The organism is Haloarcula ordinaria (genome assembly GCF_029338275.1).
Classification (GTDB): Archaea; Halobacteriota; Halobacteria; order Halobacteriales; family Haloarculaceae; genus Haloarcula; species Haloarcula ordinaria.
The window spans coordinates 732,293-754,057 of sequence record NZ_CP119789.1 but is presented as its reverse complement, the minus strand read 5'-3'; the positions used below and the strand labels follow the sequence as shown (position 1 = coordinate 754,057).

28 protein-coding genes and 3 tRNA genes are annotated in these 21,765 nt (G+C 66.9%); 22 read left to right on the top strand and 9 right to left on the bottom strand.

What is annotated here, in order from left to right; translation table 11 throughout:
- Nucleotides 1-28: 28 nt before the first annotated feature.
- From P1L41_RS03985 to P1L41_RS03970, 4 genes are all read left to right on the top strand, one after another.
- A complete protein-coding gene (locus tag P1L41_RS03985) occupies nucleotides 29-385 on the top strand; it encodes a helix-turn-helix domain-containing protein (protein WP_276297576.1) in 357 nt (118 codons plus the stop codon).
- On the top strand, nucleotides 385-1,008 hold the full coding sequence (locus P1L41_RS03980; RefSeq protein WP_276297575.1) for a restriction endonuclease: 624 nt from the start codon (nucleotides 385-387) through the stop codon (nucleotides 1,006-1,008). The genes P1L41_RS03985 and P1L41_RS03980 overlap by 1 nt, the downstream gene beginning before the upstream one ends.
- 296 nt (nucleotides 1,009-1,304) lie before the next feature.
- Nucleotides 1,305-1,724, top strand: a complete 420-nt coding sequence (locus tag P1L41_RS03975) for an HIT family protein (RefSeq protein ID WP_276297574.1) — start codon at nucleotides 1,305-1,307, stop codon at nucleotides 1,722-1,724.
- Nucleotides 1,725-1,789: 65 nt separating this feature from the next.
- Nucleotides 1,790-2,512, top strand: coding sequence for a ParA family protein (locus P1L41_RS03970; protein ID WP_276297573.1), 723 nt, complete (start codon nucleotides 1,790-1,792; stop codon nucleotides 2,510-2,512).
- Here the strand turns inward: P1L41_RS03970 and P1L41_RS03965 are convergent.
- Nucleotides 2,509-2,886: a universal stress protein gene (locus P1L41_RS03965; protein WP_276297572.1), complete on the bottom strand. Its 378-nt coding sequence runs from the start codon at nucleotides 2,884-2,886 to the stop codon at nucleotides 2,509-2,511. The two genes, P1L41_RS03970 and P1L41_RS03965, sit on opposite strands and share 4 nt — an antisense overlap.
- A 144-nt stretch (nucleotides 2,887-3,030) precedes the next feature.
- On the opposite strand from P1L41_RS03965, the gene P1L41_RS03960 reads away from it, so the two are divergent.
- Both P1L41_RS03960 and P1L41_RS03955 read left to right on the top strand, forming a co-directional pair.
- Nucleotides 3,031-3,192: a hypothetical protein gene (locus P1L41_RS03960; protein WP_276297571.1), complete on the top strand. Its 162-nt coding sequence runs from the start codon at nucleotides 3,031-3,033 to the stop codon at nucleotides 3,190-3,192.
- A gap of 63 nt (nucleotides 3,193-3,255) precedes the next feature.
- Nucleotides 3,256-3,993, top strand: coding sequence for a ribonuclease H-like domain-containing protein (locus tag P1L41_RS03955; protein WP_276297570.1), 738 nt, complete (start codon nucleotides 3,256-3,258; stop codon nucleotides 3,991-3,993).
- Nucleotides 3,994-4,070: 77 nt separating this feature from the next.
- On the opposite strand, the gene P1L41_RS03950 is transcribed toward P1L41_RS03955, so the two are convergent.
- Nucleotides 4,071-4,673, bottom strand: coding sequence for a rhomboid family intramembrane serine protease (locus P1L41_RS03950; protein ID WP_276297569.1), 603 nt, complete (start codon nucleotides 4,671-4,673; stop codon nucleotides 4,071-4,073).
- A 134-nt stretch (nucleotides 4,674-4,807) separates the two neighbouring features.
- Between P1L41_RS03950 and P1L41_RS03945 the strand changes: the two genes are divergently transcribed.
- Nucleotides 4,808-5,239: a GIY-YIG nuclease family protein gene (locus P1L41_RS03945; protein ID WP_276298431.1), complete on the top strand. Its 432-nt coding sequence runs from the start codon at nucleotides 4,808-4,810 to the stop codon at nucleotides 5,237-5,239.
- Here the strand turns inward: P1L41_RS03945 and P1L41_RS03940 are convergent, their stop codons facing one another.
- Entirely contained in the window at nucleotides 5,240-5,446 is a 207-nt protein-coding gene (locus P1L41_RS03940) for a heavy-metal-associated domain-containing protein (RefSeq protein ID WP_276297568.1), read from the bottom strand.
- Nucleotides 5,447-5,537: 91 nt separating this feature from the next.
- Here P1L41_RS03940 and P1L41_RS03935 point away from each other — a divergent pair, with 91 nt between their 5' ends.
- Entirely contained in the window at nucleotides 5,538-5,981 is a 444-nt protein-coding gene (locus P1L41_RS03935) for an acyl-CoA thioesterase (protein ID WP_276297567.1), read from the top strand.
- Nucleotides 5,982-6,029: 48 nt separating this feature from the next.
- Entirely contained in the window at nucleotides 6,030-6,464 is a 435-nt protein-coding gene (locus tag P1L41_RS03930) for a universal stress protein (protein ID WP_276297566.1), read from the top strand.
- Nucleotides 6,465-6,477: 13 nt separating this feature from the next.
- Here the strand turns inward: P1L41_RS03930 and P1L41_RS03925 are convergent, their stop codons facing one another.
- From P1L41_RS03925 to P1L41_RS03910, 4 genes are all read right to left on the bottom strand, one after another.
- Nucleotides 6,478-7,476 carry a hypothetical protein gene (locus tag P1L41_RS03925; RefSeq protein ID WP_276297565.1) on the bottom strand — a complete coding sequence of 333 codons (999 nt, stop codon included), beginning with the start codon at nucleotides 7,474-7,476 and terminating at the stop codon, nucleotides 6,478-6,480.
- Between the two features lie 85 nt (nucleotides 7,477-7,561).
- Nucleotides 7,562-8,293, bottom strand: a complete 732-nt coding sequence (locus tag P1L41_RS03920; protein ID WP_276297564.1) for a hypothetical protein — start codon at nucleotides 8,291-8,293, stop codon at nucleotides 7,562-7,564.
- A 229-nt stretch (nucleotides 8,294-8,522) separates the two neighbouring features.
- Nucleotides 8,523-8,594: transfer RNA gene (locus P1L41_RS03915), tRNA-Thr, on the bottom strand.
- A gap of 65 nt (nucleotides 8,595-8,659) precedes the next feature.
- Entirely contained in the window at nucleotides 8,660-9,313 is a 654-nt protein-coding gene (locus P1L41_RS03910; protein ID WP_276297563.1) for a DUF7114 family protein, read from the bottom strand.
- A 61-nt stretch (nucleotides 9,314-9,374) separates the two neighbouring features.
- Here P1L41_RS03910 and P1L41_RS03905 point away from each other — a divergent pair, with 61 nt between their 5' ends.
- Together P1L41_RS03905 and P1L41_RS03900 are read left to right on the top strand one after the other, a co-directional pair.
- The gene (locus tag P1L41_RS03905; protein WP_276297562.1) at nucleotides 9,375-10,052 is read left to right on the top strand and encodes an enoyl-CoA hydratase/isomerase family protein; all 678 of its coding nucleotides are present in this window, start codon (nucleotides 9,375-9,377) and stop codon (nucleotides 10,050-10,052) included.
- Nucleotides 10,053-10,101: 49 nt separating this feature from the next.
- The gene (locus tag P1L41_RS03900) at nucleotides 10,102-10,812 is read left to right on the top strand and encodes a DUF3105 domain-containing protein (protein ID WP_276297561.1); all 711 of its coding nucleotides are present in this window, start codon (nucleotides 10,102-10,104) and stop codon (nucleotides 10,810-10,812) included.
- Between the two features lies 1 nt (nucleotide 10,813).
- Here the strand turns inward: P1L41_RS03900 and P1L41_RS03895 are convergent, their stop codons facing one another.
- Nucleotides 10,814-11,647: an NAD+ synthase gene (locus P1L41_RS03895; protein WP_276297560.1), complete on the bottom strand. Its 834-nt coding sequence runs from the start codon at nucleotides 11,645-11,647 to the stop codon at nucleotides 10,814-10,816.
- A 163-nt stretch (nucleotides 11,648-11,810) separates the two neighbouring features.
- On the opposite strand from P1L41_RS03895, the gene P1L41_RS03890 reads away from it, so the two are divergent.
- From P1L41_RS03890 to P1L41_RS03850, 9 genes are all read left to right on the top strand, one after another.
- Nucleotides 11,811-11,881, top strand: a tRNA-Gly gene (locus P1L41_RS03890).
- A 131-nt stretch (nucleotides 11,882-12,012) separates the two neighbouring features.
- A complete protein-coding gene (locus P1L41_RS03885) occupies nucleotides 12,013-12,168 on the top strand; it encodes a hypothetical protein (protein ID WP_276297559.1) in 156 nt (51 codons plus the stop codon).
- A gap of 193 nt (nucleotides 12,169-12,361) precedes the next feature.
- Nucleotides 12,362-12,511, top strand: coding sequence for a hypothetical protein (locus P1L41_RS03880; protein WP_276297558.1), 150 nt, complete (start codon nucleotides 12,362-12,364; stop codon nucleotides 12,509-12,511).
- A gap of 50 nt (nucleotides 12,512-12,561) precedes the next feature.
- A complete protein-coding gene (locus P1L41_RS03875; RefSeq protein WP_276297557.1) occupies nucleotides 12,562-14,964 on the top strand; it encodes a bacterio-opsin activator domain-containing protein in 2,403 nt (800 codons plus the stop codon).
- Nucleotides 14,965-15,018: 54 nt separating this feature from the next.
- Nucleotides 15,019-16,209, top strand: a complete 1,191-nt coding sequence (locus P1L41_RS03870; protein WP_276297556.1) for a sensor histidine kinase — start codon at nucleotides 15,019-15,021, stop codon at nucleotides 16,207-16,209.
- Between the two features lie 55 nt (nucleotides 16,210-16,264).
- The gene (locus P1L41_RS03865; RefSeq protein WP_276297555.1) at nucleotides 16,265-17,275 is read left to right on the top strand and encodes an AAA family ATPase; all 1,011 of its coding nucleotides are present in this window, start codon (nucleotides 16,265-16,267) and stop codon (nucleotides 17,273-17,275) included.
- A gap of 133 nt (nucleotides 17,276-17,408) precedes the next feature.
- Nucleotides 17,409-17,723 (top strand): 30S ribosomal protein S24e, encoded by a 315-nt coding sequence (locus tag P1L41_RS03860; protein WP_276297554.1) that lies wholly within the window; start codon nucleotides 17,409-17,411, stop codon nucleotides 17,721-17,723.
- A gap of 1 nt (nucleotide 17,724) precedes the next feature.
- Entirely contained in the window at nucleotides 17,725-17,856 is a 132-nt protein-coding gene (locus P1L41_RS03855) for a 30S ribosomal protein S27ae (protein WP_276297553.1), read from the top strand.
- A gap of 8 nt (nucleotides 17,857-17,864) precedes the next feature.
- Nucleotides 17,865-19,673, top strand: coding sequence for a bifunctional N(6)-L-threonylcarbamoyladenine synthase/serine/threonine protein kinase (locus P1L41_RS03850; RefSeq protein WP_276297552.1), 1,809 nt, complete (start codon nucleotides 17,865-17,867; stop codon nucleotides 19,671-19,673).
- A 494-nt stretch (nucleotides 19,674-20,167) separates the two neighbouring features.
- Here the strand turns inward: P1L41_RS03850 and P1L41_RS03845 are convergent.
- A tRNA-Gln gene (locus P1L41_RS03845) sits at nucleotides 20,168-20,240 on the bottom strand.
- 135 nt (nucleotides 20,241-20,375) lie between these two features.
- Here P1L41_RS03845 and P1L41_RS03840 point away from each other — a divergent pair.
- Together P1L41_RS03840 and P1L41_RS03835 are read left to right on the top strand one after the other, a co-directional pair.
- The gene (locus tag P1L41_RS03840; RefSeq protein WP_276297551.1) at nucleotides 20,376-20,984 is read left to right on the top strand and encodes an IMP cyclohydrolase; all 609 of its coding nucleotides are present in this window, start codon (nucleotides 20,376-20,378) and stop codon (nucleotides 20,982-20,984) included.
- Nucleotides 20,985-21,035: 51 nt separating this feature from the next.
- A complete protein-coding gene (locus P1L41_RS03835) occupies nucleotides 21,036-21,734 on the top strand; it encodes a metallophosphoesterase family protein (protein ID WP_276297550.1) in 699 nt (232 codons plus the stop codon).
- Nucleotides 21,735-21,765 lie beyond the last annotated feature (31 nt).

The window sequence follows — 21,765 nt, the reverse complement described above, 5'->3', positions numbered from 1 at the left end:
TATTTTGTTCCCTAATAACATACCAAATATGTCCGATATGACAGAGTTGCAGCGCGAAATAATACTCACCGCAAGAGACCATCCGCGAGCGACACAGAAGGAGATTGCACAGATGTGTGATTGCTCCTCATCATATGTCAGTAATGTCCTGAACCGATACGATTCGGTCGACGCGTTCCACGCAGAATTGAACACCATGACAGGAATCGAACCTATCCAACCGACTCAAGACATGAAACCCCCTGTTTGGCTCGAAGAATCGGAACCGCTAGTCAATGACGAAGAATTTGACGAAGCGGTAGAGCAGGGAATGGTAATTCTCGGACAATCACTCAAGCGCGGGTACAAGGGTCTGAAGACGCTGATTCGGAAAGTTAGCAACTAATGACTGCGGACCGAACTCAAGGAGTCAAGCAATCACTATCTTCTATAGATCCATACCAATTCGAAAATTTCGTTGCTGACCTGTGGGAGCACCGGGGCTGGGATTCAGAAGTTACCTCGAAGTCACAAGATGCAGGGATTGACGTACTTGTAGAGAAATCAGAACCGTTCAATCAGACCCAGGTAATTCAGGCGAAAAGAAACGCACCAGATAACAAGGTGTCTTCGTCAGACATCCAACAGTATGCGTCACTCCAGCATCAAGTCCCTGAGGCCGATACAGTAATTGTCGTTACGACGAGTGAGTTCTCCGCTCCCGCCAACAACCGGGCTTCGGTGCTTAACGTCAAGTTAGTCAACGGAGACACGCTATTACGGATAATTGATGAACTTGACGCCTACGACCTTGTAGAGGATTACACGGGTAACACTGCAGAAGGAACAGTGCAAGAACAAGAGACCGAGGAAGATATCGAATCTGTAGATGTTGTTGATAACAGTGAAGTACAAGCAGACGACGAAATGTCTACGTCCGAAGCGATTTTTGCAGTCCTTCAAGGATTAGTTGCTCTCGGAATTGTCCTCTTTATTGTATTTTTAATTATTAGAACGCTTTTCCTCTAACTGCTTGGGATGATACCCTGTTGGTAACATTTTAGTCGAATCGAGAAACAGCAGGCCGGCCAGCAGATGGATTGTAGCAATCTGAACCATCTGTGTTGGTGGGAATGAAAGGGGCGGCTGGCTGAACGACGGCGGAAGACGCAAGGACCGCAACGAACGCAGTGAGTGAGGACCGCAGCGAGGCCCCCGAGTTCAGCCAGCCGGGGCTTTCTGGTCTCCTGTGTCGACACGAACGATGCAGAACAGTTTCGCAGTACGGGCCAACCTTGATGTAATCGCCGTCCGACGCCCCGAACATGGACGACTGCATCTTCTGTAAAATCGTCGACGGCGACATCCCCAGCCGCACGGTCTACGAGGACGACGACGTGCTCGCCTTCCTGGACGCCAACCCGCTCGCGCCGGGCCACACGCTCGTCATCCCGAAGGCCCACCACGAGCGGCTGAACGACCTGCCGGCGGATATCGGCAGCAACGTCTTCGCCGCACTCCACGATCTCACGCCGGCCGTCGAGGACGCCGTCGACGCCCCCGCGAGCACCGTCGCGTTCAACAACGGCGAGGCGGCGGGCCAGGAGGTCCCCCACGTCCACGGCCACATCGTCCCACGCTTCGAGTCCGACGGTGGCCGCCCCATCCACGCGCTCGTCAGCGACCGGCCGGACCTGAGCGACGAGGAACTCGACGACATCGCTGCTACCATCGCCGGCGAGTAGTTTCTCGACTTTATTTCGAGAAATAATCCATACTTTTTTGTCCGAAGCCGGGCCCCACGTCGCCTATGGGGGTTTCGACACTCGCACTCGTTGGCGCGACGGGCGGTGCAGGGACGACTACGGTCGCAGTGGAGCTGGCGGCGACGCTGGCCCGAGCCGGCCGGTCGGTCACCGTGGTCGACGCCGCGTTCGCCACGCAGGGGCTCTCGACGTACGTCTCGGGGCGAATCGACGGTGACGTGACGGCCGTGGCCACGGGAGAGATACCGGTCGAAGAGGCGCTGTACGACCTGGGCCTCGGGACGGACGGGCAGGTCCTCGCCGTGCCGGCTCACGCACCCTTCGAGCGTCTGGCCCGCGCGAAGGCACCCGAGCACGCACAGCGACTCGAATCGATGGTCGCGGACCTCGGGGACAGGGTCGACCACGTCCTGCTGGACGTCCCGCCGGTAGCCGCGAACCAGGCCGTGGCCGCGGTCACGACGGCGGACCGACGAGCGCTGGTCGCTCCGGCAACGCAGCGGGGGGCCGACCTGCTCCCGCGACAGCGGGGTCGCCTGCACGACCTCGACGCGCCGGCAGACCACGTGGTCTCGACGCGGACCGACGCCGACGGCGCAGTCACTGTCGAAGACGCTGACCACGACCTGCCGGTCGCCACCGACCGGGGGGACGGACCGGCCGCGCTGAACCCGGAGACCGCCTTCGCGCCAGCCGTGGCCGAACTGGCCGAGGCGACGCTTGACGTGTCGCTCTCGCTCGAGTTCCCGGACGGGGGGTGGCTCTAGAGGGTCGGGAGCGGGACGACGACGACCGGTCGGTCGACCCGCGCGAGCAGCGCCTGGGCCGTCGCTCCGACGCCGTCGCTGTCGGCGGTGCCACGGTGGGCGCCCACGAGGACCTCGTCGGGGTCGTGTTCCTCGATGGCGGCGAGCAGTTCTTCGAGGGGGTCGCCGTCGCGTAGCTCCGTCGCGGGCACCAGTGTCGCAAGTCGGGAGCGGGCGACGTTGACGGCGTCGCCGGCGTCGCGTGCAGGGGCGTCCGGTTCGCGGACGCCCACGACGACGACGGAATCCTCCTCGGGGTCGGCGCGCTCCGCCAGGTAGTCGGCCGCCGCCGCGGTCACGTGGACCGACGACGTGGCGACGAGAAAGTCGGTCATACCCGTGGGAGGTGGGCCAGCGGCTTCGTGGTTTCGGCGACTCGATGCCACGGACCAGGGACAGGTATACAGATAGCAGCGGCGCCGAGACGCGCGAATACACGTAGCGAGGAGGGTCATGGGCGCAGCGGCCCAGGCTGACGTATGTCTACGACAGCGACCCGCCGCACGCGGTACGTCTGCCCGCTCTGTGAACGGACCTTCGATCGACCCCACGCGTCGTGTGCCCACTGCGACAGCACGCTCGTCGTGCCCCTCGAGAACCAGTCGGTGTACGCGAGCGTGCTGCCGATGTGTGGGAAGTAACGGCGAGCCCGCGGGCCCTGTCCACCGACGAGCTTACATACGACGCCGCCGGTACCGGAGAGCGTGCGCGTCGAGAACAGTTTCATCGGAGTGGACGGCGTCGGCGAGCAGACCGAGCGGTCCATCTGGGAGCAGGGCGTCACCCACTGGGACGACTTCGAACCGCGCGTCGTCGGCGGCAAGCGTGGCGACCGCATCGCGTCGTTCATCGACGAGGGCCGTGACCGCCTCGCGACGGCGGACGTCGGCTTCTTCAACGGCGCCTTCCCCAGCGGGGAGCGGTGGCGGCTCTACCAGACGTTCCCGGACCAGACCTGCTTTTTCGACATCGAGACGACGGGGCTGGACCAGCATCGCAACCAGGTCACGACAGTGAGCCTGCACCAAGACGGCGACACCCGAACGCTCGTGGCCGGGGACGACCTCACGGCGGCGAACCTCCGGGCGGCCTTCGCCGACGCCGACCTCCTGGTGACGTTCAACGGCAAGCGCTTCGACGTCCCGTTCCTGGAGGCGAACTTCGACGTCGACCTCCAGCGACCCCACCTCGACCTGATGTACACGTGCAAGCAGCTCGGCCTCTCGGGCGGGTTGAAGCAGGTCGAGCAGGACGTCGGCATCGAGCGCGACCGACCGGACATCTCCGGGCGCGACGCCGTCCGTCTCTGGCGGGAGCACGAACAGGGCCGGGACGGCGCGCTCGACACGCTCGTCTCCTACAACCGCGAGGACACGGTGAACCTCCGGACGCTCGCCGACGAAGTGACCCGACAGCTCGACGACGAGCGGTTCGTCAACTGACGCCCCCTCCCTTCGACTGCAGATACACCCGACAGCGCTGCTACTGGCCGGAACGTAAAGGTAGTTCGAGATACATATCAGGGTGGGCGGAGCAGATGCCCGCGGCCGGAGAGCACGCCCAGCAACAGTCCGGTGAAGTGTGCGATGAGGGCGACGCCCGGCGTCGCCGTCGCGAGCGTTATCCCGACCGCGAACAGGCCGGCCAGCGCCAGCTGGGTCCGCGGGGCGAGTTCGAACCCCGCGACGACCGTCTCAGTGAGTCGGTTCGAGGCGAGCAGGTAGCCAAAGAGCGCGAATATCGCGCCGCTGGCGCCGATGACGCTGCCGTTCGCCGACATCCAGGGGACTATCGGTGCGAGGACAGCAGCGACCGTGACCTGCGAGACGCCCGAGAGCATCCCGGTACCGAGGAAGAAGAGGTGGAACCGGCCACGGGTCGTCTGGCGCTCCACGAGCAGCCCGACCAGCGCGAGCATGAGTGCGTTGGCCACCAGGTGTGACAGGCTCGTGTGGGCGTAGACGCTGGTGACGAGCGTCCAGGGCTGGACCAGCAGCGGATTCGAGAGGGCGAGCAGCGCGCGCTGGCGGACGAACAGGCCAAGCGCCTGCTGGCCGGCGAAGACGGCGACGAGCACCGACAGCGTGACCAGCGTGGGACTGTCGGAGAGACGACGACGCATTGGACGCGGTAGGGTCGCCAACGGGAAGAATCGAACGGGCGACATTGATTCCCAAGGCCTACGGGACCGCCGTCCCTGGACCAGTCCATGAAGCGAACGGCGAGTCGACGGGGGCCGTCGCACTGGAGGCCGGTGTGACCGGGGGGACGTACACGCTCGTGCTCCAGCGCTCACGCGAGGCCGTCGTCGAGGTCGGCGCGCTCGGCGAGCACCGGTTCCCGTCGGGGTGGTACGCCTACACCGGGAGCGCACTGGGGACCGGCGGGTTCAGCCGCGTCGACCGACACCGGGCGGTCGCCACCGGCGAGAACGATACCCGCCACTGGCACGTCGACTACCTGCTGGGTGAGGCGGCGACCCGGGTCGTGACGGTCGTGACGACGGCGGCCGACGTCGAGTGTGCGGTCGCCCGGCGCATCGACGAGGCGCTCGGAGCCGGGGGACAGTTCGACGGCTTCGGCTGTTCGGACTGTGGCTGTCGCTCGCATCTAGCGTTCGACGGCGACGAAGAGACCGTGCTGACGGCCGTGCGACAGAGCCACGATGCGGTCGGCGAGACGACCTAGTCAGGCGACGAGTTCGTAGCCCGCCTCGGCGATGGCCTCGGCCAGTGCGTGCTCGTCGACGTCGCCGCTCGTCTCGACGACGACCTCGTCGACGCTTTCGTCGGCGGTCGCCGCGTCGACGCCCTCCAGCTGTTCGAGCGCGTCTTCGACGGCCGCCTCACAGCCGTCACAGGCCATTCCCTCGACCGAGAGCGTTCGCGTTCCCATACGGGTCGGTAGGAGTGGGCGAGACAAAGATGCTCTGCTCCCGGCAGGCGCCCACCACACCGTTATTCCACGGGCCGGCGTACCGGCACCCATGCCGAGTATCTCACATACGCACATCGTCAACCGGATGCGCGTCCAGCCGACCCACGCCAACAACTACGACAGCGCTCACGGAGGTATCGTGATGAAGTGGATGGACGAGATCGGCGCGATGGCGGCGATGCGGGCCGCCCGCGAGTCCTGTGTCACCGCCCAGATGTCCCGGGTCGACTTCGAGCGCCCCATCCCCATCGGCGACAACGCGCTGGTCGACGCCTACGCCTACGAGACGGGACGGACGAGCGTCAAGGTCCACATCCAGGTCGAACGCGAACACCCCCACACCGGCGAGACGGAGGCGACGACGAGCGCGTACGCGACGTTCGTCGCCATCGAAGACGGGAAACCGACGCCGGTGCCCGACCTCACCGTCGAAACCGACGAATGCGAGCGACTGCGTGCGATGGCGCTGGACGACGAGCCCGACGAACAGTAGCGCCGCCCCCGACAGTGTACTTATGTCGACCGGGCGATGTGTATCCGCATGGCACACCACGTCCTCGTTCCCGTCGACGGGTCACAACAGGCGGAGACGGCGTTCCGGTACGCCCTCGACGAACACCCGGAGTCGACGCTGACGCTCCTGCACGTCTGCAATCCAGTCGCCATGCTGGCCTACAGCGACGACGACTACTTCGACGTGGACAGTTACCAGGCTGATTTGCGACGACAGCGCGAGCGGGGCGACCGGATTCTCGAGGAACTCGCCGCCGACGCGGCCGAACGCGGTATCGAGGTCGAAACGGTCGTCAGGTCCGGCAAGCCCGCCAGGCAGATTCTGGAAGTGGCTGACGAGCGAGCCGTCGACCACGTCGTGATGGGGAGCCACGGCCGCTCCGGCGTTGGCCGGGTGGTCTTCGGAAGCGTCGCCGAGGCGGTGACCCGACGGGCGACCGTCCCGGTGACGATTATCCGATAGTTCCGACCATCGCTTACCCGTCGACGAACCGACCCGGGAGCAGCGCCACCGCGACCAACAGCACAGGGCCGACGATGTACCCGGCCCAGGTGAGCAGGCTCAGCACGGCCGCGGCGGCGAGGCCGACACGGGTGAGCGTCGACAGCGTGCCCTCCTCTCTGCCGGCGACTCTGAGTGCCCACACGCCGCTGACCAGCGGGAGGACGAGGAAGATAGCCGTCACGACCGCACCGGCCGTCGGCCCGGTCCGTGACAGCGCGATGGCGGTCTGGACGAGCGTCCCGGCGGTCGTCCCGAGTAGCAGGAGCGCCCCGAGACCGAGTGCGTACCGGCCGACCGGCGTCGAGCGGTGCGCTTCTCGCCGTCGCCACCCGATTGCGATTCCGCCCAGCACCGTCGCCGCGAACGGCCCCACGACGACGAGTGGATGTTGTCCCTCCCAGAGGTGGACGCCCACGAGGTCGAACGGGACGGTCACGTACTCCGTCGGGGAGAACTCCTCCCGGTAGCCGATGGCGACGCCGGCCTGCCCGCTTCGCTCGTCGGTTTCGTAGACGGCGACCAGATACGTCGTCTCTCGCTCGACCGGCCGATCGAGGCTGGCCGTCTCGTAGTTGGCCGACGGCGCGAACGGTTCGTAGGACGGTCGGTCGGGACGGTCACCCTCTACGACGACCGCGCCCATGCCATCGGGGACCGTCACCTGGTCGGGCACGCCATCTGTTCCTTCGAATGACTCGCTCATCACGACGAACGACGGCGCGAACGACCCGCCCGTCGGTGTGAACGTACTCACGCGGAGTTCCTCGCCGGGTGACAGCGAGAAGCGGTAGTACGCGGCCTCGCCCGGGTCAAGGTGGTCGTAGAACGACCACGACTTGGCGGCGTCCGGCACTTCGACGGCGTTATCGGGCGTCGTGTTGTCCGTCGGGAAACTGGGGACGTGCGCGAGGGCGGGCGTTGCGAGGAGGGCGATAGCGAAGACTAGGAGGAGGGGGCGAACACGGTTCATAGGCTCCGTTCGGGATGCGTGCTTACGGAGATACCGGTCAGTTCGTGAACTCGGAGAAGACCCCTACGAACAGAGGGGGCGAACGTCAGACCGTGAGTCGGCCGGCCAGGCCTGCCGCGTCGTCGGTCGCCGCGTGGAGCCGGGATACCTCGTCGAACGAAAAAAATTCGACGCGGTCACGAATCGGGCCGAAACCCGATTGCGACAATCGCTTCTCAAACTTCGATTCCTGCGCAGCGGCGGCGGCGACGACGAAGTTCGTGTGGTAGTCCCGCAAGTCGAGGAACTTGTGCAGCGAGTTCTGGAAATCCGTCGAGAACTCGACCTCAATGAGGCTGTCAGGCATCAGGCGGTCGTTGAACCAGACGACATCGACGGTACTGGCACGCTGGACCATCTCTTCGTACCCAAACGCCGGAAGCGAGTCGAGACTGCGCAGGTCGCCAAGCGTTGTCTCTAGAAACGCCCGGTTCTTGTCCTGTGATGGCACCCACGTATCCGCCCGACGTGCGTTGCCGACCTCTGTCAGGAGACCCTGGAAGTACCAGTGACTGTATCGGTCCTGGTCGGCGGTGGGCAGCGAGTCGTCGTAGATGCTCTGTGGGAGGTCGTCACGCGCGGATTCAAGCGCCCAGAGGCCTGGTCGAATCTTTACGAATTGGTTCCGTCGCTGGACGATACGTCGAATGCTGGCATTAGGCGTCTTCGTCCCCCACTCGCAGCCCTCGACCCCGGTCGCGTGCTCGTACAGGTGTTTGAGCGTCGCGTACCCACCGTTCTCGCGCATCACCTGTTCGACGGCCTCGTACTGGTACACGATACCAGCGAGTGTGGACGCAGGCGCAAAAATGTGTGTGTCGAAAGCTCGTTGGGTACCCAGCCGCACTGCAGGTCGTCTCCCAGAAGAACCTAGGCCGGAATTTGAACCAGAGTCAGACGTGCTCGCTTCGTTGCACGCGACTGACAGGGATTCAAATCCCGGTATCGGTTCACCGATTTCAGCAGTCGCTCGGTGACGGAGCGCCTCGCAGTGAGAAACCGGATGAAGCCTAGGCCGGAATTTGAATCCGGGGTCTCGTCCTTACCAAGGACGCGCTTTACCGCTAAGCTACCCAGGCGCACCTGAGTCTTTCCGGCAAATGTCTTTAGGCGTTTCGATTCGGCCCCGGTATGGCGGTCCGTCTCAGTGGTCGGCGGCGGCCTCGGTGCTGTCGGGACCGTAGTCCGGGTTGGTCCGGGTGCCGAGTGCGTCGCCGACCTCCTCGCCGAGAATCCAGGCGTTCTCGGGGAGGCCGTCGGCGGCGAGCCGACTCGCGTACTCACGGAGCGATGGGGTGGGGGTGACCCCGGCGGCGGTGACGCCAGCGACGACGGCCAGTTCGCAGATGTCCGTCTCCAGGTTCTCGTCGAGGGAGGCGTCGCCGGTGGACTCCCGGACGGTCTGGTCGTGGCCGAACGACCGGACGACGTCGACGGCGGCCTCGGCGGCCTCGCTCCGGGCGAGGAGGTAGAAACCACGCGAGACGAGCACGTCGGCGACGAGGATATCCAGGTCGGCGGCGTCGCGGTCGCCACCGTCCCAGGGGTCGTCCTGTGCCAGGCGGCGGGTGAGGGTGAGCCCCTCGTAGATGAGCTGGACGCCGGCGGCACGGCCGGTGAGACCGTCGTCGAAATCGGCCGGCCCGTCGCGGGCGGCCCGCGCGCTGACCAGGGTCAGCACGCCGGGCGTGAGCGGGGCATCGGAGAGGCGGTCGGTAATCCGGTCGCGGAACCGGTCGGGCTCGACGTCGTCCACCGCGGCCAGGGCTGCTCGGCGAACCGCCGCGACTTCCTGCATTAGCCGCTTCTAGCGGCGGGAAGGGCAAAGACCTTTGGAAACAGCAAGGACAGGGAGAGGCATGATACGGACGACGAGCGACGGGGACGTCTGTGAGATACGCCTCGACCGCCCCGAGCAGCGCAATGCGCTCACCCGAGCGGGGCTGACAGCCCTGGAGACGGCCGTCGAGGACGCCACCGCTCCCGTGCTCTACCTCTCCGGGGCCGGACCGGCGTTCTGTGCCGGAGCGGACCTTGACGTCGTCCGGTCGCTCGACGCGAAGGAGGCGGACGCGTTCGCTGCGCTCGGCCAGCGGGTGGCACGCACACTGGCGACCTACGACGGGGCCGTCGTCGCGGGCATCGACGGCGCCGCCCGCGGCGGCGGCGTCGAGCTGGCGCTGGCCTGTGACCTCCGCGTCGCCACGCCCGACGCGACGTTGGCGGAGACGGGCGTGAAACTCGGCCTGTTCGGAGCCTGGGGCGGAACGGCGCGCCTCCCGGCGGTCGTCGGCCAAGGCGAGGCGCTCGACCTCGCGCTCTCCGGGCGTACCGTCGACGCCGAGACGGCACTGCGGATGGGGCTGGTCTCCCGGGTGACCGACGACCCGCGGGAGGTCGCCGACGAACTGGCGAGCGTCGACCACGCCGCGCTCAAGCGGGTGAAAACGCTGGTCCGCGACGACGCGCCGATGGCGACCACCGAACAACGCGAGCGAGAGGCCTTCGCCGACCTCGTGGGCGACGCCGACCTGTGACGCCCGAGCGACCGCACGTTGAAAACCCCCGGCCACCTACTGGCGGCCGATGGTCGATTGCGACTACTGCTCGGAGGCTTTCGAAGACGAAGACGGCTACCTCTCTCATCTGGCGGCCGAACACGAGGGGGAGCTGGGGTCGATAGACAAGCGCCGGGTCGCACAGCACACGAGCGACGACGGCGACGGCTTCCCGGTGGTCCTGGTCGCCGTCGGCGTCGTGGTGGCACTCGGAGCGGCGCTGGCGGTGTATCTCACCGTCAGCAGCGACGGCCCGGCGGTCAGCGGCATCGAGGGCCAGTCACTCGACGAGCGGGGCGACAGCGACCTGCTCACCGACGTCGAGTCGTTCCCGAACCAGGGTAACGAACACGTCCAGCGGGGCACCGACGTCCAGTACGCCCAGATGCCGCCGCTGTCGGGCCCACACTACACCGGGACGGTCGATGCGGGGTTCTACGCGGAAGAACAGGCCCTCGGCGACCTCGTCCACACGCTCGAACACGGCGCGGTCATCGTCTACTACGACCCGGCGGCGCTGACCAACGAGTCCGAGGAGAGCCTGGAGACGTTCGCCTCGATCCACACCGGGACGTGGCGCAGCGTCGTCGTCGTCCCGAACCCCACCGACGACCCCGAGGCCGACTACGTGCTGACGGCCTGGCGTCACCGCCTGTACGTGGACCAGTACGACGCCGAGACGGTCCACGCCTTCCTCTCTGAGTACCTCGGTCGCGGCCCCGAAAATCCGGTTCGGTAAGTCAGTACAGCGGTTCGGGCCCCGGCGGCATCGCGCGTTTGTGCGCGCTCGACTCGTACATCCCGACGACCTGCTCGACGAGCGACGCGTCGACGCCGATGTGCTCGGCCGTCGCTGCCTTCGGGACGCCGCCGTCGACGTGGAGTGCGAGAATCGCGTCGAGCGTGTCGTAGTCCATCCCCATCTCGTCGGCGTCGGTCTGGCCGGCCCACATCTCGGCGCTGGCCGTCTTTGCCGCGAGGTCGTCGGGGACCCCGACGTGGCGCGCGAGTTGCCGGACCTGCTGTTTGTACAGGCCGGCGATGGGATGGCAGTCGACGGCGCCGTCGCCGTACTTCGTGTAGTAGCCCACCAGCGCCTCGCTGCGGTTGCCGGTCCCCAGCACCAGCGCGTCCTCGTGGTTGGCGACGAGGTAGTTCAGGACCGCCCGACAGCGCACCCGCAGGTTGCCGACGGCCAGCTGGTCACCCGCAGCGTCGGGGTAGGCGTCGAGGAACGCGTCGACAAGGGGGTTGATCTCGACGACGTCGTACTCGATGCCGAGCAGTTCCTCGGCCACCCGTTCGGCGTCGCTCATGTTCTCCGCGCGGTTGACCTCGCTGGGCATGACGAGGCCGTGAACGGCGTCGGCGCCGAGCGCCTCGACCGCCAGGTGGGAGACCAGCGTGCTGTCGATACCGCCCGAGAGACCCATGACCGCACGCTCGACGCCCGCCGCGTCGAGCTGCCCGCGGATGAACTCGGTGATGTGCTCGCGGTGCGCCTCGAGCTCGGCCTCGGAGAACGTCAGGTCCAGTGGTCTGTCGGCCCGGACGACCGAATCGGCTTCTGCCATACCGGCACCTAGGCCGGTGCGAACTAATACCCACTCATCCTGGCGACATTTTCGAACGCACGTCCACTCTCTACGCCCCCGGCGAGTCGGAAAGCGCGCACGGAAGCGCTACGTTGAAGTGCGACCGACGTGGATTCTCGGGTGCGCGACGCGAGTGCGACGGGCGCCGGTGGTCCAGTGGTAGGACATTGGCTTCCCAAGCCAATAGCCCGGGTTCAATTCCCGGCCGGCGCATTTTGCTGCGAACATCTCGTGGAGAGTGCGCTATCGTCGGCCGTTCCCTGACCCTCAAAGCCCCGCCTCACGGTCACAAGAGTGTAAATACGCAAACAACTTTCTCGGTGGACGGAGTAGCGTCGAACGTGATGCTCGACACGAAAGAGGTCTCACAGCTAACGTGTCTCGAGTGCGGGTTCGAGGCGCCGGCCGGCGAGACGTGGAACAGGGTCACTGCACCGCCGTTCGGACTGCTCACGCAGTGCCCCGAGTGTGGGAGTACGAACATCCACAGCCATAGCTAGGCAACGGTCACTCCCGAATTCCGAGGGGTACGCGTCCGGATAGCGTCGCCTGGAGCGCCGGTGTTGCCGGACGGGGCGAATCGAACGACTGGAAAGAGGCCTCTGCCAGAGTTATAGAATTACTAGTTTTTACTCCTTAAATTGAATAATACTAGTGTTTTATTGCGTATTGTGAGATAGACATGGAGTACAGATGGCAGAATGTGACCACTGCGAAATCGACGTACTGCACGTCTGGAAACACCGCCGGCCGGCCGAGACGATGACCTACCGAACCACGGAGTGGCTCTGTTCGAGATGTCACCCGGAGATGAGCGACGTGTTCGTGAGCGGCCACTGCTGAAGAGCGACCGACCCCTACCTTCATATATACTGGTTGCTAACCAGTAAGGCATGGGTAGCGGACCGTGCGTGTTGGTATGCGGTGACGACGAGGCGCAGGTCTCGCAGGCGGCAGCGGCACTCGAACGGGTCGGTGAGGGGTTCGACGTGCGGACCGCGGGGGCCGACGCGCCGGCAGCGGGCCTCGACGACGTCGCCTGCGTGGTGAGCACGCAGGTCGAGCCACCGCCGTTCGTGGCCGACCTGCGGTCGGAGCGCGCGTCACTGCCGGTGATTATCTTCGGGCACGACGACGCGAGTATCGTCCGGCGGGTGCTGCGCGACAGGGGCCTCGAGTACGTCCAGCGCGGCCCCAGCGAGCAGTACGCCGTCCTGGCCGACCGCATCGAGCGGACGCTCGAGACACCGGAGAACGACCCGGCGGCGTTCGACCGACATGTCGAGGTCATCGAGGCGCTCGACGACGGCGTCTACGCGCTCGACGACGAGGGACAGTTCGTCTTCGTCAACAGCGCGATGACCGAGCTGACCGGCTACACCGAGGCGGAACTGCTCGGCGAGCACACGCGCATCATCAAGGACCGGGCGACGGTCGAGCTGGCCGAGGACCGACTCCGTGAGCTGCTGTCAGGCGACGGGCGCGACGACGTCGGGACGACCTTCGAACTGGACATCCACCACAAGAACGGCGAGCGGATCGCCTGCGAGGACCACATGACGGTGCTGTACGGCGAGCGCGGCGAGTTCCGCGGGACCGCCGGGGTCATCCGGGATATCTCGGAGCGCAAGCGCCGCGAGGAGATGCTGTCGGGGCTCCAGGAGACCTCGCGAGCGTTGATGCAGGCACCGACCCGGGAGGAGGTCGCTAGCATCGTCTCGGGGGCGGCCCAGCGCACGCTGGGGCTCGACCTGAACGTCGTCCGCCTGTACGACGCCGAAGCGCAGGTCCTGCGGCCGGCCGCAACGACCGAAGCGACCACCGAACGGCTGGGCGAGCGGCCGGTCTACAGCCTCGACGAAGGGTACCCCGGCGAGGTGTTCGCGAGCGGCGAGCCGGTCTTTTTCGCCGACGAGGACGGGCTCGACCTGGGCGGGGACGAGCGCATCCGGTCGGGGATGTTCTTCCCCATCGGCGTCCACGGGACGCTGAGCGTCCTCTCGACGGACCCCGACGCGTTCGACGACCTCGACCGGCAGGTGGCGAGCCTGCTCGTGACCAACGCCGCGGCGGCCTGCAACCGCGCGAAACGGGAACAGGAGGTCCGCGAGACCCGCGAGCGCATCGCCACCATCCTCGAGCGGATAAACGGCCTCATCGAGAACACCGTCGAGGTGCTGGTCGAGGTGACGACCCGGGAGGCCGTCGAATCGGGCGTCTGCGAGGAGGTCGTCGCGACCGACCCCTACGTCTTCGCGTGGGTCGGTCGACCGGACGTCCGCGACGAGCGCCTGGAGGTCACCAGCTGGGCCGGCGACGTCGACGTCGATATAGCGAACGTCACCGTCGACCTCGAGGAGGGGACGGTGGGCGCGCAGGCGCTGGCCGACCACGAGCCGGAGATACACACCGACCTCGAGGGAAGCGAGACCGACTGGGTCCGGGACGCGCACGCGGCCGGCGTCGAGTCGGTGATGGCCATCCCGCTGTCGTACACCGACTCGACGTACGGGGTGCTCTTCGTCTGTGCGGACCAGGTCGACGCGTTCGACGACCGGGAGCAGGTCGTCCTCGAGGCGCTGGGGCGGGCCGTCGCCAACGCCATCAACGCCATCGAGAGCGGGAAGATCCTCTCGGCGAACAAGGTCGTCGAGCTGGAGTTCACCGTCGACGACCGGCGCCTGCTCCTGAGTCGCCTCTCGGCGAGCACCGGCGCGACGCTCACCTCAGAGGGGACCGTCATCAACGACGACGGCTCGCTGCGCCTGTATCTGACCGCGGAAGGCGCCGACTCCGACACAGTCCTCGAGGCGCTCGAGGGCGACGAGTCCGTCGCGAAGGTCCGGCGGGTGGCCGAACACGAGGGCGATACGCTGTTCGACGTCACGGTCACCGGGTCGCTGCTGGCCAGGCTCGTCGACCACGGGGCCGTCCCGAGGGCCGCCGGCGGCGAGAACGGTGTCGCCCGCTACACCGTCGAACTGCCCTACCAGGCCGACGCCCGCGAGGTGTTCAGCATCGTCGAGAACGACTACGACGGCGTCGACCTGGCGAGCTACCACGAGCACGAGCGGCCGGTCCGGACCCAGCAGGAGTTCCGGGCCTCGCTGGCCGAGCAGTTCACCGACCGCCAGGAGACGGCGCTCCGGACGGCCTACCTCGGGGGCTTTTTCGCCTGGCCACGGGAGGTCGACGGCGACGAGCTGGCCTCGGCGATGGACATCTCCCGACCGACCTACCACCAGCACCTCCGGGCGGCCCAGCAGAAGGTGTTCAGGGAACTGTTCGAGAACTGACCCACCGACCTCGGAGTAAGGTATTTATTCAAGTAGTTTGGTACTTACTACAGGATGTCATCCGAGGTGGGGATGGACCGCCGGTGGGACCAGATACTCGAATGGTGGGTCCCGACGGTGAGTCTGATGGCGATCGGGGTGCTCACAGTGGTCGTCTGGGTACAGGTCCAGGGTCCGACGTTCGCACTGCTAGATATCGCGTTGCCGACGGTCTTCGCGAGCGTCGCAATCTGGCAGGGGCTCCGCCTGCGTCGGGCCGAGTCGTTCGACGACACCGAGACAGTCGTCCGTTGGTTCACCGTCGGACTGATCGTCATGGCCGGGCTCGGCCTGTGGCCCGTCGTCCTTCGCGCCACCGGCCAGCCCTCGGTGCCGGTCGGCGTCAGGTTGCTGACCGAGATAATCGCCGGGGGCCTCTTTGGCCTCATGGTCGGCGTCTACAGCGTCACGGCCCGTGAGTCGACCCAGCGAGCCACCGAAGCGGAGGTGAGACGGGAGTTCCTCGAGCGACAGCGCGAGGCCAACGACCTGCTGAACCGGACGCTGCGCCACCAGTTGCTCAACGGCCTGACGGTCGTCCGCGGCCGGGGCGAACTGCTCGCCGCACGGGGCAACAGCGACCAGGAACGGTGGGCGACGACCGTCGTCGACAAGAGCGACCAGCTGGCCGAGACAGTCGAGAAGATCGCCGACATCACCGAGGCGATGACCGCAGACACCGACCTCGAGGCCGTCGGGCTGTCGACAGTCGTGACCGCACAGGCCGACGCCGTCGACCGCGCGTTCCCCGACGCGTCGGTCACCGTCAGGTCGCTTCCCGACTGTTCGGTCCGGGCCGACGACCTGCTGGAGCGGGCGGTGTACAACGTCCTCGAGAACGCCGTCGAACACAACCACGGGGCCCGGCCGACGGTCGTCGTCGAGGCGACGGTCGCCGACGGCGCGGCCCACGTCCGGGTCGCCGACGACGGGGGCGGGATTCCGGAGGGGGCCCGCGAGCGGGTGCTCGAAGCCAACGAGCGCGGTCTGGAGAGCGACGGTGACGGCCTCGGGCTGTTCCTGACGGCGTCGATACTCGAACAGTACGGCGGCGACATCGAGGTGGGCGAGAGCGCCCTCGGGGGTGCACAGGTCGAGCTGTCGCTGCCGCTCGCCGCCGCCGAACGGCCGACGGTGACGCCGGAGGAAGGAGCCGACAGGGTCGCCGGGCTAGCAGACGGCGGCGGCTTGCAGGCCCTGCTGTGACCCGCGCCAGGACCGCCGATTACTTGTCGGGTGGTGCCCTACCCGCGGTTGACCAATGGACGCGCCGCTGTGGACCGAAATCCACGCCCCGAAACTGGCGGACATCCCCCAGCCCGAGGCCCGCGACCACTTGCAGGGAGCCATCGAGGAGCCGATGAACCTGCTGGTCCACGGGCCGAAAGGGGCGGGCAAGACAGCCGCCGTCCGCGCCTACGCCCGGGAGGTCCACGCGAACTCCGACGCCGACTTCACCGAGCTCAACGTCGCCGACGTCTTCGACATGACCAAGAAGGAGGTCGCGAACGACCCGCGGTTCTCGTCGTTCATCGACAGCAAGCGCCGCCGCGAGTCCTCGAAGGCCGACCTCATCAACCACGTCCTGAAGGAGTCGGCCAGTTACGCCCCCGTCTCGGGGACCTACAAGACCATCCTCCTGGACAACGCCGAGAGCATCCGCGAGGACTTCCAGCAGGCGCTGCGTCGCGTGATGGAGCAATATTACGAGGCCACCCAGTTCGTCATCGCGACGCGCCAGCCCTCCGCCCTCATCCCCCCGATCCGCTCGCGCTGTTTCCCGGTCGTCATGCGCGCACCGAACCACGAGGAGACCGTCGCGGTCCTCCGGGACGTCGTCACCGCCGAGGGCGTCGCCCACGACGACGACGGCCTCGAGTACGTCGCCGGCTACGCCGAGGGCGACCTCCGGACCGCTATCCTGGCGGCCCAGACTACCGCCGAGGAAGAGGGCGAGCTGACGATGGACACCGCCTACGAGACGCTGCACGCACTCGAGGCCGACGGGCAGGTCGAGGCGATGGTCGAGGCCGCCGAAGACGGCCGGTTCACCGACGCTCGCTCGACGCTGGACGACCTGCTGGTCGACGAGGGGTACGGCGCGTCAGACATCTTGGAGGACCTGCTGTCCGTCGCCCGGTCGCGCTACTCCGGGCGGCGGCTGGCCGAGGTCCACCGCCTGGCCGGCCAGACCGACATGGCGCTGGTGGACGCGGCCAACGAGCGGGTCCATCTCGCACACCTCCTCGCGCAGCTGGGCGAGAGACAGTAGGGCCAGCTGCCCGACGGGAGCGCCGTACCGACGACGAGAGCGACCCAGAGACAGCCGCCGAAACACCGGTCTCGCGGCCCCACGGCTTCGAAATCCTTTTAGGCGCTTCGGCGGGAAATAGAGGCAACGAACCATGGACATCGACATCATCGAGGAAGACGACAATCCGATGTTGCACAGGACGGACGTCCGTTTCGAGGTCGTCCACGACGAAGCCACGCCCTCGCGGCTCTCCGTGCGCGACTCGCTCGCGGCGAAGCTGAACAAGGACGCCGAGGAGGTCGTCGTTCACAAACTGGACACGAAGTTCGGCATGCGCAAGACCATCGGCTACGCGAAGGTCTACGACAGCCCGGAGGACGCCCGTGACGTCGAGCAGGACCACATGCTCGAGCGCAACAAGATCGTCGCCGACGGCGAGGTCGACGAAGAGGCCGAGGAGGCATAAGATGGCCCGCAACGAGTACTACGAGGACGGCGAACTCACGCGCGAGACCTGCCCCCGGTGTGGTGACACGCTGCTGGCGGAACACGAGGACCGCCAGACCTGCGGGAAGTGCGGCTACACCAACTGGAAGTAAGGCCCGACATGCGCGTTCTCGGTATCGAGGGTACCGCCTGGGCAGCCAGTGCTGCGCTCTTTGCGACCGACGACCCGACGAGCGCGAGCGACGCCGACCACGTCTTCATCGAGACCGACGCCTACCAGCCCGAGAGCGGCGGCATCCACCCGCGCGAGGCCGCCGAGCACATGGGCGAGGCGATTCCGCAGGTCGTCGAGACGGTCCTCGACCACGCCCGCGAGCGGGCTCGGACGACCAGTGAGGACGGGGGTGCCCCTATCGACGCCGACGAGGGTCCCCCGTCGAACCAATCGGCGTCGCCGATTGACGCCGTCGCCTTCGCCCGCGGCCCCGGCCTCGGCCCCTGCCTGCGCATCGTGGGAACCGCCGCCCGAGCCGTCGCACAACGCTTCGACGTCCCGCTGGTGGGCGTCAACCACATGGTCGCCCACCTCGAGGTCGGCCGCCATCAGTCCGGTTTCTCGTCGCCGGTCTGCCTGAACGCGTCGGGGGCCAACGCCCACCTGCTGGGCTACCGAAACGGCCGCTACCGCGTGCTCGGCGAGACGATGGACACCGGCGTCGGCAACGCCATCGACAAGTTCACCCGCCACCTCGACTGGTCCCATCCCGGCGGGCCGAAGGTCGAACAGCACGCGAAGGACGGCGATTTCCACCCGCTGCCCTACGTCGTCAAGGGGATGGACTTCTCCTTCTCGGGCATCATGAGCGCGGCCAAGCAGGCCGTCGACGGCGGGGCCTCCGCGAGCAATGCGAGCGGAGGCTCGTCGGACGAACGACGTGCGTCCGACGGTGTTCCGGTCGACGACGTCTGTCGCGGCCTGGAGGAGACCATCTTCGCGATGCTCACCGAGGTATCCGAACGCGCGCTGTCGCTGACCGACGCCGACGAACTCGTCCTGGGCGGCGGCGTCGGCCAGAACGAACGCCTCCAGGGGATGCTCCGAGAGATGTGCGAGCAGCGCGGTGCAGAGTTCTACGCGCCAGAGGACCGCTTCCTCCGCGACAACGCCGGCATGATAGCCATGCTCGGCGCGAAGATGTACACCGCCGGCGACACGCTCGCTATCGAGGACTCGGGCATCGACTCGGACTTCCGGCCCGACGAAGTGGCGGTCACGTGGCGCGATGACGAGACCGTCGGTGCTGGACACCGCGGCGCGGCCGAGGGTGACACCGCGGTACAGGGCGCGGAAGCGACTGTTACCTTCGAGGGAGATTCGGTCGTCAAGGACCGTGTCCCGCGGACCTACCGCCATCCACAACTCGACGAGCGGCTGCGTATCGAGCGCACCCGGCAGGAGGTCCGGCTCACGGCCGACGCGCGGCGCCACGGTGTCCCGACGCCGCTGGTCCGGGACGTCGACCCGCAGGAGGCCCGCATCGTCTTCCAGCGCGTCGGCGACTGCGACCTTCGGGAGGCGCTGACCGTCGACCGCGTCCGCGACGTGGGCCGCCACCTCGCGCGCATCCACGACGCCGGCTTCGTCCACGGCGACCCGACGACGCGGAACGTGCGGGTCGCGCCGAGAGATAAGCCCCGGAGTTCCGAGCGGGGAGCGAACGCGGTCCGCGAAGCGAGCGACGCCGACCGACGGATCTTCCTCATCGACTTCGGCCTGGGGTACTACACCCAGGAGGCCGAGGACCACGCGATGGACCTCCACGTCCTCTCGCAGTCGCTGGCGGGGACGGCCGACGACGCCGAGCCGCTGCTCGCGGCCGCCGAAGCCGCCTACCGCGAGGCCAGTGACCACGCCGACGACGTGTTCCGGAGCCTCGAGGACATCGAGGGACGGGGCCGCTATCAGTAGGTCGGGCTCAGGTGGCGTTCGACTCTGACTCGAGGTCCTGTACCTCGACAGTGACCTGGCCGTTGCCCCAGAGCACGACGATGGCGCCGTGGGTCGCGAACTCCACCTTTATGCTGTCGCCCTCGCTGTCCTGGCGGAAGATGCTGTGAGGCCGTCCGGGTCGATGGTGTCGTAGAGGCGCAGTCGTCGCGGGAGAGGTCTCTACCCTTGGCCTCCGAGAGCGCCGAGACGATGGCTGTGCTCAGCGATTCGTCCTCGTCCGGGGACCGCCGTACGATTGAATCGGAGCTCACGTGGGCGCGTTCTGTGGGATTGCAAAAAGTAGTGTCGGCGGATTTGCAGGGCGCGAGCATATTCCATGCGGTGCTCGCCAGTTTGCTCGCGAGAACATAGTCCCAGAAGGATTCGAACCGACTGAAGACTCGTTTCACTCGTCTTCCGGGGTTCGAACCTCGTCGCGATATCTCTCGCTCACGAGATTGTTCGCGAGAACATAGTCCCAGAAGGATTCGAACCTTCGTCGAAGCCCCCAGAAGGCTTCAGGATTGGCCACTACCCCATGGGACTGCTGCATCCGTCTCTATCCCGTGGTCCCTTGTAAGCGTTGCGCGATTGAACCGGGCGTGTCATTCGCCAGCAGACGGCGTATCGGCCGGTCGGACATCGACACCGCTTTGCCACGCTGGGCGCCAGACTTCGCGTATGTACGTCGGACGCTTCGTCGTCGTCGCTCCCGAGGTTGGCGCGTACCGCGTCTCCTCGCGCTCGTTCCCGAACCGTCAGGCCGTCGACCGCGACGGCACCGTCACCGTCGAGCCCACGCCGGACGCCCCGGCGACCGACAACCCCTACATCTCCTACAACGGCGTCCGCGTGACCGAGCGCGGCGCCGTGGTCGGAAACGGGTCGCACGTCGACCCCATCGCCGAGAAACTCGAACTGGGCTATCCCGCCCGCGACGCGCTGGCCGAACCGCTGCTGGCGCTTGACTTCGAGAAGGACGACTACGACACGCCGCGCATCGCCGGTATCGTCGGGCTGGACGAGTCGGACCCGACGACGAACGCCGAGGGGCCGGGTGCGGTCGTCGGCACCGTCCGCCGCGACGCGCTGCTCGTCGAGGAGGTCACCGAGCCGACGCTGGTCGCCACCTACGAGGAAGACAGCCCGACGGCGTTCGACCTCGACGCGACGGACGCCGAGGCGGCGGCCCGCGAGGTGTACGACCACGAGTTCGAACACGCCGTCTGTGCCGCCGGGGTCAGCGGGACGGCCGGCGCGTTCGACGTCAGCGTCTACAACGGCGAGTGAGAGGCCGTCGAGCACCGACACTCAAGACGTTCGAGTGGCTAGCATCGGGGCATGAAGGTCGGCGTGCTCTCGGACATCCACGGGAATCGCGTGGCGCTCGAAGCCGTGCTCGAAGACATGCCCTCGGTCGACCGCCTCGTCTGTGCCGGTGACGTCGTCGGCTACAACCCCTGGCACGCCGACTGCGTCGACGCGATGCGCGGCGAGTCTGGGGGCCTCCTCGACGACGTGCCGTGGCCCGAGTCGCCGGTACCGACGGTGATGGGCAACCACGACCGGGCGGTGGCCAGCGAGACGCCGTTCGCGTTCAACAGCATGGCCGCTGCCGGCGTCAAGCACGCCCGCGAGCAACTCGACGACGAGCAGCTGGCCTGGCTCGACGGGCTCCCCGACGAGCGCCGCGTCTGTGACGACCGGGTGAAACTCGTCCACGGGCACCCGGCGGACCCGGACCACTACACCTACCCCAGCGAGTTCGGCCCCGACCTGCTGGGCGAGGAGAACGTCCTCGTGATGGGGCACACCCACCACCAGCACCACGAGGTCTACGACGCGGGCATCGTGATGAACCCCGGGAGCGTCGGCCAGCCCCGCGACGGCGACCCCCGGGCGGCCTACGCGGTGGTGAACCTCGATTCGATGACCGTCGAGGACCGGCGCGTCGAGTACGACGTCGACGCCGTCGCCGAGGCCGTCGCGGACGCAGGCCTCCCTCGCGAAATCGGCTCGCGACTGTCAGGGGGGCGCTAGACCCGGCGCGCGGCGGGGCACGTCACCGCTG

What these genes read in the sequence shown, in the direction of transcription:
- P1L41_RS03985 (WP_276297576.1), top strand. Translation starts at nt 29, where the DNA reads ATGTCCGATATGACAGAGTTGCAGCGCGAAATAATACTCACCGCAAGA.
- P1L41_RS03980 (WP_276297575.1), top strand. Translation starts at nt 385, where the DNA reads ATGACTGCGGACCGAACTCAAGGAGTCAAGCAATCACTATCTTCTATA.
- P1L41_RS03975 (WP_276297574.1), top strand. Translation starts at nt 1,305, where the DNA reads ATGGACGACTGCATCTTCTGTAAAATCGTCGACGGCGACATCCCCAGC.
- P1L41_RS03970 (WP_276297573.1), top strand. Translation starts at nt 1,790, where the DNA reads ATGGGGGTTTCGACACTCGCACTCGTTGGCGCGACGGGCGGTGCAGGG.
- P1L41_RS03965 (WP_276297572.1), bottom strand. Translation starts at nt 2,886, where the DNA reads ATGACCGACTTTCTCGTCGCCACGTCGTCGGTCCACGTGACCGCGGCG.
- P1L41_RS03960 (WP_276297571.1), top strand. Translation starts at nt 3,031, where the DNA reads ATGTCTACGACAGCGACCCGCCGCACGCGGTACGTCTGCCCGCTCTGT.
- P1L41_RS03950 (WP_276297569.1), bottom strand. Translation starts at nt 4,673, where the DNA reads ATGCGTCGTCGTCTCTCCGACAGTCCCACGCTGGTCACGCTGTCGGTG.
- P1L41_RS03940 (WP_276297568.1), bottom strand. Translation starts at nt 5,446, where the DNA reads ATGGGAACGCGAACGCTCTCGGTCGAGGGAATGGCCTGTGACGGCTGT.
- P1L41_RS03935 (WP_276297567.1), top strand. Translation starts at nt 5,538, where the DNA reads ATGCCGAGTATCTCACATACGCACATCGTCAACCGGATGCGCGTCCAG.
- P1L41_RS03930 (WP_276297566.1), top strand. Translation starts at nt 6,030, where the DNA reads ATGGCACACCACGTCCTCGTTCCCGTCGACGGGTCACAACAGGCGGAG.
- P1L41_RS03925 (WP_276297565.1), bottom strand. Translation starts at nt 7,476, where the DNA reads ATGAACCGTGTTCGCCCCCTCCTCCTAGTCTTCGCTATCGCCCTCCTC.
- P1L41_RS03910 (WP_276297563.1), bottom strand. Translation starts at nt 9,313, where the DNA reads ATGCAGGAAGTCGCGGCGGTTCGCCGAGCAGCCCTGGCCGCGGTGGAC.
- P1L41_RS03905 (WP_276297562.1), top strand. Translation starts at nt 9,375, where the DNA reads ATGATACGGACGACGAGCGACGGGGACGTCTGTGAGATACGCCTCGAC.
- P1L41_RS03900 (WP_276297561.1), top strand. Translation starts at nt 10,102, where the DNA reads ATGGTCGATTGCGACTACTGCTCGGAGGCTTTCGAAGACGAAGACGGC.
- P1L41_RS03895 (WP_276297560.1), bottom strand. Translation starts at nt 11,647, where the DNA reads ATGGCAGAAGCCGATTCGGTCGTCCGGGCCGACAGACCACTGGACCTG.
- P1L41_RS03885 (WP_276297559.1), top strand. Translation starts at nt 12,013, where the DNA reads ATGCTCGACACGAAAGAGGTCTCACAGCTAACGTGTCTCGAGTGCGGG.
- P1L41_RS03880 (WP_276297558.1), top strand. Translation starts at nt 12,362, where the DNA reads ATGGCAGAATGTGACCACTGCGAAATCGACGTACTGCACGTCTGGAAA.
- P1L41_RS03875 (WP_276297557.1), top strand. Translation starts at nt 12,562, where the DNA reads ATGGGTAGCGGACCGTGCGTGTTGGTATGCGGTGACGACGAGGCGCAG.
- P1L41_RS03870 (WP_276297556.1), top strand. Translation starts at nt 15,019, where the DNA reads ATGTCATCCGAGGTGGGGATGGACCGCCGGTGGGACCAGATACTCGAA.
- P1L41_RS03865 (WP_276297555.1), top strand. Translation starts at nt 16,265, where the DNA reads ATGGACGCGCCGCTGTGGACCGAAATCCACGCCCCGAAACTGGCGGAC.
- P1L41_RS03860 (WP_276297554.1), top strand. Translation starts at nt 17,409, where the DNA reads ATGGACATCGACATCATCGAGGAAGACGACAATCCGATGTTGCACAGG.
- P1L41_RS03855 (WP_276297553.1), top strand. Translation starts at nt 17,725, where the DNA reads ATGGCCCGCAACGAGTACTACGAGGACGGCGAACTCACGCGCGAGACC.
- P1L41_RS03850 (WP_276297552.1), top strand. Translation starts at nt 17,865, where the DNA reads ATGCGCGTTCTCGGTATCGAGGGTACCGCCTGGGCAGCCAGTGCTGCG.
- P1L41_RS03840 (WP_276297551.1), top strand. Translation starts at nt 20,376, where the DNA reads ATGTACGTCGGACGCTTCGTCGTCGTCGCTCCCGAGGTTGGCGCGTAC.
- P1L41_RS03835 (WP_276297550.1), top strand. Translation starts at nt 21,036, where the DNA reads ATGAAGGTCGGCGTGCTCTCGGACATCCACGGGAATCGCGTGGCGCTC.